General features: G+C 45.7%; 15 protein-coding genes. 5 read left to right on the top strand and 10 right to left on the bottom strand.

Translation table 11 applies throughout. From position 1 onward, the window contains the following. Nucleotides 1-25: 25 nt before the first annotated feature. The 5 genes from UC14_RS23495 to UC14_RS23515 form a co-directional block, all read right to left on the bottom strand. Nucleotides 26-229: a hypothetical protein gene (locus tag UC14_RS23495; protein ID WP_112198534.1), complete on the bottom strand. Its 204-nt coding sequence runs from the start codon at nucleotides 227-229 to the stop codon at nucleotides 26-28. A gap of 42 nt (nucleotides 230-271) precedes the next feature. Beyond that, the gene (locus tag UC14_RS23500; protein ID WP_112198535.1) at nucleotides 272-679 is read right to left on the bottom strand and encodes a hypothetical protein; all 408 of its coding nucleotides are present in this window, start codon (nucleotides 677-679) and stop codon (nucleotides 272-274) included. Between the two features lie 71 nt (nucleotides 680-750). Continuing rightward, nucleotides 751-1,293: a hypothetical protein gene (locus tag UC14_RS23505; protein ID WP_112198536.1), complete on the bottom strand. Its 543-nt coding sequence runs from the start codon at nucleotides 1,291-1,293 to the stop codon at nucleotides 751-753. Beyond that, entirely contained in the window at nucleotides 1,277-1,726 is a 450-nt protein-coding gene (locus tag UC14_RS23510; protein WP_039021304.1) for a hypothetical protein, read from the bottom strand. The genes UC14_RS23505 and UC14_RS23510 overlap by 17 nt, the downstream gene beginning before the upstream one ends. A 10-nt stretch (nucleotides 1,727-1,736) precedes the next feature. Beyond that, nucleotides 1,737-2,252, bottom strand: a complete 516-nt coding sequence (locus UC14_RS23515) for a hypothetical protein (protein ID WP_112198537.1) — start codon at nucleotides 2,250-2,252, stop codon at nucleotides 1,737-1,739. A 62-nt stretch (nucleotides 2,253-2,314) separates the two neighbouring features. Here UC14_RS23515 and UC14_RS23520 point away from each other — a divergent pair. Further along, nucleotides 2,315-3,489, top strand: a protein-coding gene (locus UC14_RS23520) for an IS3 family transposase (protein ID WP_112198538.1) whose coding sequence is annotated in 2 segments (ribosomal slippage) — nucleotides 2,315-2,573 and nucleotides 2,573-3,489 — 1,176 coding nt in all. Because the reading frame shifts where the segments join, the coding sequence is not laid out codon by codon here. 81 nt (nucleotides 3,490-3,570) lie between these two features. Here UC14_RS23520 and UC14_RS23525 read toward each other — a convergent pair. Further along, on the bottom strand, nucleotides 3,571-5,850 hold the full coding sequence (locus UC14_RS23525) for a nitric-oxide reductase large subunit (RefSeq protein WP_198670106.1): 2,280 nt from the start codon (nucleotides 5,848-5,850) through the stop codon (nucleotides 3,571-3,573). A gap of 158 nt (nucleotides 5,851-6,008) precedes the next feature. Continuing rightward, nucleotides 6,009-6,407 carry a universal stress protein gene (locus tag UC14_RS23530; RefSeq protein ID WP_232829728.1) on the bottom strand — a complete coding sequence of 133 codons (399 nt, stop codon included), beginning with the start codon at nucleotides 6,405-6,407 and terminating at the stop codon, nucleotides 6,009-6,011. Nucleotides 6,408-6,728: 321 nt separating this feature from the next. Here UC14_RS23530 and UC14_RS23535 point away from each other — a divergent pair, with 321 nt between their 5' ends. Beyond that, on the top strand, nucleotides 6,729-7,070 hold the full coding sequence (locus UC14_RS23535; protein WP_112198539.1) for a DUF488 domain-containing protein: 342 nt from the start codon (nucleotides 6,729-6,731) through the stop codon (nucleotides 7,068-7,070). A gap of 93 nt (nucleotides 7,071-7,163) precedes the next feature. Here UC14_RS23535 and UC14_RS23540 read toward each other — a convergent pair whose 3' ends face one another. After that, a complete protein-coding gene (locus tag UC14_RS23540; protein WP_112198540.1) occupies nucleotides 7,164-7,502 on the bottom strand; it encodes a DUF1869 domain-containing protein in 339 nt (112 codons plus the stop codon). 10 nt (nucleotides 7,503-7,512) lie between these two features. Further along, entirely contained in the window at nucleotides 7,513-7,845 is a 333-nt protein-coding gene (locus tag UC14_RS23545; protein ID WP_112198546.1) for a DUF1971 domain-containing protein, read from the bottom strand. Nucleotides 7,846-8,201: 356 nt separating this feature from the next. Between UC14_RS23545 and UC14_RS23550 the strand changes: the two genes are divergently transcribed. Further along, nucleotides 8,202-8,561 carry a DUF1971 domain-containing protein gene (locus UC14_RS23550; protein ID WP_112198541.1) on the top strand — a complete coding sequence of 120 codons (360 nt, stop codon included), beginning with the start codon at nucleotides 8,202-8,204 and terminating at the stop codon, nucleotides 8,559-8,561. A gap of 97 nt (nucleotides 8,562-8,658) precedes the next feature. Further along, entirely contained in the window at nucleotides 8,659-9,426 is a 768-nt protein-coding gene (locus UC14_RS23555; protein ID WP_112198542.1) for a class I SAM-dependent methyltransferase, read from the top strand. Nucleotides 9,427-9,640: 214 nt separating this feature from the next. Here the strand turns inward: UC14_RS23555 and tehA are convergent, their stop codons facing one another. After that, nucleotides 9,641-10,603 (bottom strand): dicarboxylate transporter/tellurite-resistance protein TehA, encoded by a 963-nt coding sequence (gene tehA, locus UC14_RS23560; protein ID WP_112198543.1) that lies wholly within the window; start codon nucleotides 10,601-10,603, stop codon nucleotides 9,641-9,643. A 384-nt stretch (nucleotides 10,604-10,987) separates the two neighbouring features. Between tehA and UC14_RS23570 the strand changes: the two genes are divergently transcribed. Beyond that, nucleotides 10,988-11,197: transposase (locus UC14_RS23570; RefSeq protein ID WP_198670107.1), on the top strand; the 210-nt coding region annotated here is incomplete at its 3' end.

The following is an 11,197-nucleotide window of genomic DNA, read 5'->3' on the forward strand; positions in this document are numbered from 1 at the left end:
AAGCCTGTTTTTTGAACAGGCCAAATCATCGCAGTAGGGTACGCCCTTTGTAGGTGCCGTCTTCGATGTGAGAAAGAGCGTTCAGCGATACCAGGCCCGAGAACAGCGTGAACTGCCGCAATGAGCTTTTGTATGCGTGGGTAACTATACCGCGCACTTCACTCGCGGTACTCGGTTTTGAGGCCGCAAATTGCAGGATCTCAAAGACGTGGTGTAGGGCTAGTACCATGGGGCGTCCTTAAAATAAAGCCCCATAGCATGAGCAGTGTCGTTAGTCGTTAAACTCGCCATCTCGCAGTTGGCGATTGCCTTCAACAATTTCCCACGCACGATTTAACCCTTCACGCATCAGATCGAAAGTACAGTCGCGGTCGTTAGAATAGGCACCGACAAAAATGATGTATTCCATTTCAGGTTCGCCGAACTCAGGCGAGCAGCCAAAGTTATGGAAAGCCGCCTGCCATTTGCCATTGTTCTCATTCGGCATGTGGAAAAGCTGCATTGGACGCTCATTAGGTGAGAATTCTACAAAGCTCGCTGAACTACCTGCGGATAAGCCTACTCTGGAATGCCCATCAAAAAAGTAATTATGGGCACATCTGATACCTTCCACATAGATCACCCGCCCATCTCGCAGGGTTTTCAGGACCAGGTACACTTCACGACGCTGAATACTCATTTTTATTCCTGTAGTTATGGGTAGCAGTGGAGAGTAAGTATGCCCCCAGCCGGTGCCAAGGCCAAAGTACTTTAGCCAGCCAGGGAAAGGGTTTCTGCGATGGCTCGGTTGAACTCGGGGATCGCCTCATCGTAAGACATTCCGCCGCAGGGATGCTTGACGCAAGCCCATGTTACCGGCAGTTCTGGTAAGTGATCCCACATCTGATAGCCCAACACCAAAATGACATCGGGCCTCAGCTCGGCCACCACTTCTTCAAGCGCAGCAGTTGCATCTCGCCACATAGCGCACGTGGGACGTATACGGCCAGCATCGCCCACAAACTCCTGAACGTAGTTGTAGAAGGCTACATGCTGCCAGGCTTCACGCCGTTCCTCTGCGGTCGGCTCGTCAGTTGTGCCTCGTAGCAGATTGGTGGCTATCGTGAAAAAACGAAGCCCTGGCTGGAAAGCATGCTCGTTAATAACGTGCTGGGTAAAGTCAGGGGCGTAGTCTTCCGGTTCACCATAGTGGGACTCACCCAACACCATAACGCGGACGCCGTAGCGGCTTGAGTGATAATGGTCACCCACCCAAGGCTGAAATTTCACGCTGGAATTAGTTGCTGTTTGCATACGTTACATTTTCACACTTTGCATCACTGATGGGCATGGACGCATTATAAATATCCTCAAGTGCCAACGTTACCTCGCTTTTGCGCAAGATGGCGTCCCGCAGCATCGTCAATCGGAAGTTAGAGCCTTTCCAGTAATACTCTTTGTACTTGTCATCTGCGACGAAACCGCCTTCTCGATGGCGTTCATACACGATAGGTGGCATGCCCCCTTTGTCGGACGGGTGAAGCTCCAGCCAACGCTCATATTTTCCGTTCTCGTAGATTGTCAGCCGCTGCGCTGGGTCGGTCAACTTACCTCCGTCCAGCACCCACCGGCACATCATTGACGCTATTTCTTTTGCTGCGGGATCTATGGTTGACGGGGTGCCAGCATTAGCCTGGTAGGCCATAAGAAACGCCGCGGACATAATGAGTGTGTGGCGTAGTTTCATGAGAGATCCCTTAGTTCAGATTGCATCCAATGCGGAAGGCATTGCCGATTTCAGTGTATTCAGCACGGCTTGCGCCCGTGAGCTTAGTGGCTTCACTGCTGAAGTGCGTATTGTCGCGGGTGCATTTTTCTGGCGTGGATTGCGCGCCTTTGAGGCACATAGAGTACGCAACAGACGGATTAGCGAACTGGGTACGCTGGGCGTAGCCTTCGCACACAGCAGTTGCACGGGCCTGCTTCTGGCGCGCGGTCATCGGTTTGATTGCCTTACTATTGGCAGCCTTCAGCTTATAGCAGCTCAGATTACGCGAGCGGGCAGCTGCCTCTAGGGCTTTTGAGCGGCTAAGATTGTCGTTGTATTCAGGATGGCTGGATGGGTTAACATTCAGGCTCGGCTGTATCGCGTCAGATGCCTGGCAAAGTTGCTGATCGCTGTATCTGGCAATCTCCGCTGCCTCTATCGCGGCTTTGTCTGGATGCGGGGCTTTGGGTGCGGGAGTAGCGCATCCTGCTAATTGTAGTGGCATAGTGAATTTGGCCACCTGAATAGAGGTGATATCATCACCTCATAGTCAAAACAGGTGACATTATGACCGGACGTAACAGACGCAATTTTAGCCCCGAGTTTCGCCTCGAGGCTGCCCAGCTTGTACTCGATCAGCATTACACCGTTGCCGCCGCTGCCACTGCGATGAATGTCGGCAAATCCACGATGGATAAATGGGTTCGACAACTGAAAGAAGAGCGAGCGGGAAAATCACCCATAGCTTCACCCATGACACCTGAGCAGATTGAGATACGTGAGTTGAAGAAAAGACTTCAACGTGTTGAAATGGAAAGGGATATATTAAAAAAGGCTACCGCGCTCTTGATGTCAGACTCCCTGAACAATTCTCATTAGTTGAGAAACTCAGGGCGCGGTTTCCTGTTGCCGTTGTGTGCAACGTGTTTGGGGTTCATCGCAGCAGTTATAAATACTGGCGGCAGCCCAGGAAGCCTGACGCCACGAGAGTGGCATTACTGAGCCTTGTGCATGAAGTTTATCGCGAAAGTAACGGTTCAGCAGGAGCGCGAAGCATTGCCGCAATGGTCACCACCAAAGGTATAAAACTGAGCCGCTGGCGGGCAACAAAGCTGATGAAAGCGCTCAATATTATCAGCTGTCAGCAACCTGGCCATCGTTATAAGAAGGCGTCTAAGGAACACATTGAGATCCCTAATTATCTGGATCGCCAGTTTGCTGTTACCGAGCCTAATCAGGCCTGGTGCGGTGATGTGACTTATATCTGGACGGGAAAACGCTGGGCTTATCTGGCTGTTGTACTCGATTTGTTTTCCCGTAAACCGGTTGGCTGGGCGATGTCATTTTTCCCTGATTCCGCACTGACAGGTAAAGCCCTGTCGATGGCCTGGGAAGCACGGGGAAAACCGGCTAATTTACTGTATCACTCGGATCAAGGCAGTCACTATACCAGCAGGAATTTCAGACAGTTACTGTGGAGATATCAGATAAAGCAAAGCCTGAGTCGCCGTGGAAATTGCTGGGATAACAGCCCAATGGAACGGTTCTTCAGAAGCCTGAAAACAGAGTGGGTACCGGATAATGGCTACGCGAATTTTAGCGAAGCCAGCACGGCAATAACGAATTACATCACAGGATATTACAGCCAGCTCAGACCTCATCAATATAATGGTGGTTTGACGCCGAATGAATCAGAACGATTGTTCTGGAAAAACTCTAAAGCTGTGGCCAGTTTTTATTGACCACTACAGTTTTGACATTCATGAGAGATAGTCCGACTGCTGCGGGCTACCTCTCAATCCTAAAATAATTAAATTTTTATTTCATGTTTTATTATAGTTGTTTCTAACTTGTAGCCAGCCTTTTATTGCAAATATGGTGATAGGTAATGAACCAAATAATATGAATATACTGTCGCCGAGCATACGTAACCACTCGAATAAAATAGCTGTTTGTCCAGATGTATATTGGCGGCCGCGAGCATGCCAGTAACCGTTTTCCAGAACATCCCATACTTGCAAAATTCCGCCTGGAAACAGGCTAAGTACAACCATCAGCGTTAAACCTATATTAGTGCCAAAGAAAGCAATTTTTACATAACGCTCTAGTTTCGGCCAAACTCTGTCATCAACACTCTGCTGAACAACCAGTACCATCATGGCCAGTGCCAACATACCAAAAACTCCCATCATTGCCGCATGAGCATGATTGGCGGTCAGGATAGTACCAACTTCGTAATAACTCACTATAGGCAAGTTGATGAGGAAACCAAATACACCTGCGCCGATAAAGTTCCAAAAACCGACTGCGATTAAGAAGTAAAATACCCATTTATGCCGCAGAGCGCTGTGGTTGCTATCGTTCTTACTACGCGTAGTGCGCACGAAATCCCATGCATCTAGTGTTAGCAGAGTCAGCGGTACCACTTCTAACGCCGATGCAAGTGCTGAGGCAGCCATATTGAACTGGCTTTGCCCGTTAAAATACCAATGGTGACCAGTGCCTACAACACCGCCAAAAAAGTAAAGAATAGCATCGAAGTAGATGACCTTTAGAGCCACATTCCGCTGAGTGATGCCTAATTGATAGAATGTTAACGCTACGATAGTAGTAGCGAAAAATTCAAAATAGCCTTCGACCCACAAATGTATAATCCAGAAACGCCATGTATCGACTACGGTATAATTCATTTTCTCGCCAATAAACAATGCGGGAATATAAAATACTGGGATGGCGAGTGCGGCAAATAAAAACATTTTGACAATGGGAGCAACTGGTTTTTTTTCTAAAAGCGAAGGCCGGACTAACCAAAAAAGCAGAGCAAACCAGATAAATAGGCCAACGATTAATAAAATCTGCCATAATCGACCCAGTTCCAGATATTCCCAACCTTGGTCACCGAGTAAATACCAATACCCCCCCAACCATTGCCACAGACCAGCCCAAATACCAAGCATACTGCCGACTATTACAATAACAAAGGCTACGAACAATAAATTTATCCACAGTACAAGTCGGTGCGGTATTCGCGTACGCAAACTGATGGCAAGGAACAGTGCAGCGGCGACAAATGCTGTAGCGATCCAGAATATGGCGGCCTGCAGATGCCAACTACGAAGCAGGTTACTCGGGAAAAGTCGTTCAAGTTGTAGACCGTAGAAATCGCCAGGCTCAGCTCGATAATGTGCAAGGGCCCCACCTACTAGGGTTTGCACCAAAAATAGCAAAGCAACAACGACGAAAAATTTGACTAACGCCTGTTGTGATAGAGTTGTTGGGCCTAATGGCAAACGAGAAGCAACATGATGATTCGGATGGCTGACCCAGCCCATATTTTCAAAACGTCCAAATGCGAACAACACAGCTGAAATACCGCCCATGAGCACAATTAGGCTCAGGGCACTCCAGAGCAATGCGCCGCTAACTGGTACGTTTCCAACGCTAGGATCATAAGGGAAGTTGTTGGTAAAAGAGTAATTTTTGTCGGGACGATTGGTTACTGAAGCCCATGCGGCCCAACTGAAAAAAGCTGATAGTTGGCGTAATTCCACTTGGTCGGTGATAAGATTTGGACGTAACCCGCCGTTGTTAGCAGGTATTATAAAGTAGTTGGCCCAATATTTAGGTAAACTTTTCCAAACTTGTGCCTGCGAAGGCCCCAGTACCAAAATGTCTGATGCTACGTTATAACGGTTTAGTTTTAAAATATGAATAACCTGACCGTCTACTGCGGCAAGTTGTTCACCATTAAGTTGCTTTAATGTTAATCCGTAATCTCGTTTAGCTACATATTCGGCAGTTGCCTCCCCAGTTAGGTGGAGTGCAGTGGCTGCATAATCTGGACCTAAATATCCGCCATGGCCCCAGACTGAACCATTATCCATTAGCCCATAGCGTAGGAAAATCGTTTGGCCTTGTTCGATATCTTCCCGGGTGGCTACTGTTACACCACCCTCGTCGATGACTTTACTGGGGATGGGAGGAGCCTGATCGTAAGCCAACCATGTAATTACAATCAGTAGAGCGAATCCAATTGCCATAACGATGAAGAGTGTACGCCTCCACCAAGGGGATAATTCAGTGTCGGACATTTGTTTGTACATAAAAATACTCCTGTTATTTTAATTAACATTTTAGTTTTAAATGGGAGTAAGGCAATATTTAGCGTACATTTTCGGTCCATTGACTTTAATCTTCCTTTCTCCTAAGAGTTCATTGCAATGTGTTTAATCAACACATCAACACATCAACACATCAACAGTCAAATGATTGATGAACTCGATGGAGTATGAAGAGTACATGCCGAAAAATCTGTTTTCATGCCCCTAATGACAAGATCAACATCCTCTCTGGTAACATAATCTTCAACGTATTTTAAGTAGTCATTTGTTACAATATGAATTGTATCGGCAGGGAAATCGATTGAGTACAGCAGGTGGTTGTGCATGCTTTTAGCCTCGATAACCTCTTTAGACTGACGGTCTGTTGTTAAGGGTTCAGAGGAAAGGTAGGTATCCTTATCAACACAATAGTCTTCAGTGAAATGCCCGAGGGTTATTTTCGTACCTTGTTCATATAAGTTCTTGGCGATTCCTTGTAATAATAACTTACCGTCAAAGTCATTTTTGATCAGTATAAGTGCCCGTGCATAAATTTTCATGCCTCCCTCCACTGATATTAAAACCCATGTCCATGGGTACACTCCTCTGATTTTATTCTATATCATTATTTTTGATACTGGTGATCACAGTCTCAATTTTTTGATTAAATAAAATAGCGGTATTATTGTTTCCATTAGTGTACACCTGTTCACATTTGTAACGTACTAAGTAAAAGATAATATTTTTCAGACATTAACTCTGGATTCATAGTATAATATAGAGCGAAACATTCTTCCAATGAAAAAAATAATGCGATATTCGACTGGATATTGTTCGCGTCATCACCAGGTGTTCTCCTCCCCCTACTAAGGGTTAAATTTATGGTCTTTGCAAAACGAGTTTACGATCAATGGAACGAACGAGATGGCTATCGAGTGTTGGTCGACAGACTCTGGCCAAGAGGCATCAAAAAAAATGTTCTGATATACGATCGGTGGCTTAACGATGTTGCTCCCAGCGCGGCACTAAGGAAAGCGCTACATGCTAAAACTCTGGACTTTTCCACATTTTCCAGACAGTACCATCAGGAAATCGCGGGAGGAACGGCACTGAAGGAGCTGATAGCGTTGGCATCTGCGAGTAATCTTACCCTACTGACTGCCGCTCACCTTGAAGTCGACAACCATATCACGGTGTTACTGACGCTACTAAACACAGGGTAACCGCGATCTTACTCCTAATTCTATTTACTCCAAATGACGCGGCTACTGTATGTTATAGAAATACCCATCACATACCGCCGAGTAGATAATTTATTACCAGCCGCAAACGTTTGTTTCTTCATCTGTATCGTAACCACGGACTATATTAACTAATTCTTTTACTGCTTCGGCTGCAATAGATTGATCTTTCAACTCATCAATCGATAAAAATTTTTTGTCAACAGACACGCCGTTATTTTTGTTCGTAACCGTCAAGTTGAATCCTTTTTTATTCTCACTGGTTGAAGATAAGCGACAAATCAGTTCCGAAACGGCTAAAGCTGCGATGTAAGGTATATAAAAAGCTGTTGGTTTGAGATATATTTTTTCCATTTTCTCATGGTTGTCTCGGTTAGAAAGAGTTAATAAGTAACCTCTGTTTTCATTTATCATTATGCATACCTCAATCATCTATCAGAACTCTTGGATCTACGAAAAAATCGACGTTGAATACAGTGTCATCAAATAACGCTTCGATTCTGTGCCATTTTTCAGGAGGGAATACACCAAATTCACCTACTTCAATAGTGAGCATTTCTACTGGCTCAGGGCTGGTCTCATCGGTATAACCATAATAACGAATGGCTCCTTGCATTACAGATAATCTGGGGTAAACACCTTGGCGTGTACCTGCATCCAAGTGACGTTGCCAAATAGACACCGGTGCAGTTTTTTTTGTCCAAAATGGCGTTGTACGCGTATGAACATAATTTTCTGGTATTACAATTCGTTGCATGTTTAACCTCACTCCCATGCCCAACGCTCTTGTGAGTCAGTAAAAAAAATCATATGTTGCATATCATATGCTTCTTATAATGTTTGTGAATTACTTTTTTTCCGAGCCTGGTTCGGCAATATCAAAAAATCGCACACGTTGAGGTAGTGAACCACTCCAATTTCGTTATCGATTTCATGCCCTTAGTGAGGGTGACTGGAAAGTGGAGAAACGTCGCGATCGGCGACTAGGCCTCTATCTTTCTATGTTTAGATTTAAAAGTGCATTTAAAATACATTTTTATTGGGAAAGCCCCCTGAGAAAGTGGTTCAATACCACTCGAGCGACGAGTCGTTTGATGAAGAAGGATACAAACAGTGAAAACTATTCCTAAAAACTATGTTCATACGCGTACAACGCCGTTCTGGAATAAAGATACCGCCCCAAAACCGTTGTTCACTCACCACAACACCAAAAAAGGGGTCTTTGGTCGTATTTCCGTGATGAAAGGTGCTGTGAAATACTTTGGTTTTCCAGACGCAAATGCAACGGAACCTGATATGGAGGTGATCATTAAGGCGGGATCCTTCGGGATTTCACCGCCGCAAAAATGGCACCGCATCGAACTGTTGACGGAAGATACTTACTTCAATATTGACTTTTTTGCCGATCCAGACCAAGAACTTGAAGGCACTGGCCTGGGGACGGTAGTGAACACACACAGGTTACACAGTTGATAGAGCCTCCGTCAGGAGTACCCGTAACGCGGTACACTCCGGCGATCTCCTTTATCTTTCTGTGAATCATATTTCTGGTACGTAAGGGAGCTTCATTATGTCCAATAGTACAAAAGCGGGGCACACATTTCTGGCCAGCCTGGGCAAAACTCGGCTGCGCCCAGGCGGTATTGAAGCCACAGAATGGCTGATCTCTCAGGCTCAATTAAACAGTAATTCCAAAGTGTTGGAAGTAGCCTGCAACATTGGGACTACCGCGATTGAACTAACTTCGCGTTTCGGTTGCGATATCTATGCGATAGATATGGATCAACGCGCGCTCAGACTCGCGCAACAAAGGGTAGAGAGTGCTGGTCTAAACCATAAAGTCCATCTTATAAAGGCCAATGCGACCCGACTTCCTTTCGCTGACGCATGTTTTGATATCATCATTAACGAAGCGATGCTGACGATGTACGCCGACAAAGCCAAACACAACTTGGTCCATGAATATTGCCGAGTTCTCAAACCAGGCGGATGCCTGCTGACGCATGATATTATGCTGACGGGCGAAAAACTCGGTGAAATTGCGACAGAACAGCTCCAGCAAGTGGTGAAATCGCATGTCAGCCCAATGAGCCGGCAAGGTTGGGTTTCCTTACTCCTGGAAGAAGGGTTTAGTGAGGTTCAAACCCATCATGGCGTGATGTCGTTGATGTCGCCATTGGGATTAATTAAAGACGAAGGGCTCTTTCGGGCACTAAAAATAGCGTTTAACGGATTGAAAAACCATGAAAATAGACTCCGTTTTTTTGGAATGTTTCACTATTTTCGTGCCCAGCGACACCGGCTTAATTTCATAGCCTGCTGTGCGAAAAAAAAGTAAACGCACTTGTTGGTTGCCCCTATCTACTTTTATGCTCTCCAGGTCAGTTTTACGAAAACGATATGTTTCAACCAATTTGATTCTCGCTATCCGTATCTTCTGCCCCAGCTGGGAGCAATGTAGATCATCGTACTGATAAATAGGCTTCTGCGGTGAGATAAGGAAAGCAGCTTTCACTTTTCTTGAAAAAAAACCAACCTGGAAACAGGTCGTATCACTTTCTCGCCGGAAGCAGTTTTCCACCAATGAAAAGCAGTAATGTTTTAGCTATGAGCCCAACCAGTAAAATGTTCGCCAACGTAAAGAGAGACCACGAGAGGATCTGCATATCAATGGTGTGGTAACTGTTCGCCAGCCTTAGCGAAGCGTTTGCCATTGCAGAAAGTCCAAATGAAAATGCCCACATGCCTGGGCTAAAACCATCAGAAAAAAACCACCGTACTAACCTCAACATAAAAAAGAGCTGCAATAAGCCGTACCCCAGCAGTATCAAAGCGAACATATCAAAGTGATTGCCGTTAACACATAGCCAGGCGTAACAGGCGACAAAAGCAGGGGCAAGTTGGATGCCGATGACATTTCGTGCCGCCCCAGATAGTGCTTTTTGCGTCCGTAAGCGATGGATGATCGCAGGCTCCAGTGTCAGCCATGAAATCAACCCAGCTCCCAGAAACAATGCGGCAATATCGTGGTGCCCGGATGTGCCAAATGCCATCGCGCTGATAAAGTTAGCCGCAACTGTAGGCAGATAAAATCCCGGAGTTGTGGCCTCAGAGGTATATTCGCCGCGCCAAAGTGGGGCGCAACGCCATGCAGAAAAAGAGAGTTGGCCAATAGAGCCGACAATCATCAATACATTTGCCAACACTGACAGATAGGGGTGTAACCCAATAGAAACAAGGACACCACCGGCAGGTAACAAACTAATAAAACTGAATAAATTATGGTTGTTGAATTCATCTCGTATAGCACGAGGAGCTAACACACAGCGAGCGATGTAAATTAAGGCCAGCATAAGCCAAATTGTCCCCCCTCCGAAAATGAGAGCTTCGCCCAGCCAAAATGGCCCAAAACCCACTGTAGAGGCGTAACGCCAGGCACTTCCCAATCCAAAGACTCCTAGAACTATCCCAAAAAAACTAATAGGAACACGGTGAATAAACTCTATTGATGGCATGGCAGTTTACCGAAGATAGTGAAAGAAACGATGCGCGATTTTGCTTTAAGGAAAATGGAGGAGAACATCATCAAAGCTGTAAGAAGATAAACATAACTTAAAATAAATATCGATCCATTGATGGGTAACAAAAACCCTTTATTTAAAAAATATTGTTAATTGGTATGACCTTTGACATTCGGGGATGTGAGTTGTTTCGACATTGCAAAAAGAAGGCCCGTCAGAAAAAATAAAATCATCTTCTCAGCCTAATGCCAGTCAGTTAGTTGGATAAGCACAGCCTGTTGCCAGACTACGCTCTCCTAAGGGCTTTGTTGAATAAATCGAACTTTTGGCCATAATCAGGATCAGATCACCACATTCTCGATCCTGTAGCGGTATCCCGTGGCAAAAAAAAAGTTCAAAATCACCAACTGGAACGTCTACAACAAAGCCCTCGTCAATCGGGGCTCACTGACATTCTGGCTTGATGAGTCGACCATTCAGGCCTGGTATGACGAACCCAAAACCTCTTCACGTGGTCGTCCTCAACGTTATTCCGAGCTGGCCATTTCCACCGTTCTGATGCTCAAACGCGTCTTTCGCCTCACGCTG

This window comes from Rahnella sp. NRRL B-41462 (assembly GCF_003263525.1).
GTDB lineage: Bacteria > Pseudomonadota > Gammaproteobacteria > Enterobacterales > Enterobacteriaceae > Rahnella > Rahnella aceris.

Bases quoted from the DNA above. Each gene is read 5' to 3' on its own strand.
- UC14_RS23495 (WP_112198534.1), bottom strand. From the start codon at position 229: ATGGTACTAGCCCTACACCACGTCTTTGAGATCCTGCAATTTGCGGCC.
- UC14_RS23545 (WP_112198546.1), bottom strand. From the start codon at position 7,845: ATGCAACGAATTGTAATACCAGAAAATTATGTTCATACGCGTACAACG.
- UC14_RS23540 (WP_112198540.1), bottom strand. From the start codon at position 7,502: ATGATAAATGAAAACAGAGGTTACTTATTAACTCTTTCTAACCGAGAC.
- UC14_RS23525 (WP_198670106.1), bottom strand. From the start codon at position 5,850: ATGTACAAACAAATGTCCGACACTGAATTATCCCCTTGGTGGAGGCGT.
- UC14_RS23515 (WP_112198537.1), bottom strand. From the start codon at position 2,252: ATGCCACTACAATTAGCAGGATGCGCTACTCCCGCACCCAAAGCCCCG.
- UC14_RS23510 (WP_039021304.1), bottom strand. From the start codon at position 1,726: ATGAAACTACGCCACACACTCATTATGTCCGCGGCGTTTCTTATGGCC.
- UC14_RS23535 (WP_112198539.1), top strand. From the start codon at position 6,729: ATGGTCTTTGCAAAACGAGTTTACGATCAATGGAACGAACGAGATGGC.
- UC14_RS23500 (WP_112198535.1), bottom strand. From the start codon at position 679: ATGAGTATTCAGCGTCGTGAAGTGTACCTGGTCCTGAAAACCCTGCGA.
- UC14_RS23530 (WP_232829728.1), bottom strand. From the start codon at position 6,407: ATGAAAATTTATGCACGGGCACTTATACTGATCAAAAATGACTTTGAC.
- UC14_RS23555 (WP_112198542.1), top strand. From the start codon at position 8,659: ATGTCCAATAGTACAAAAGCGGGGCACACATTTCTGGCCAGCCTGGGC.
- tehA (WP_112198543.1), bottom strand. From the start codon at position 10,603: ATGCCATCAATAGAGTTTATTCACCGTGTTCCTATTAGTTTTTTTGGG.
- UC14_RS23505 (WP_112198536.1), bottom strand. From the start codon at position 1,293: ATGCAAACAGCAACTAATTCCAGCGTGAAATTTCAGCCTTGGGTGGGT.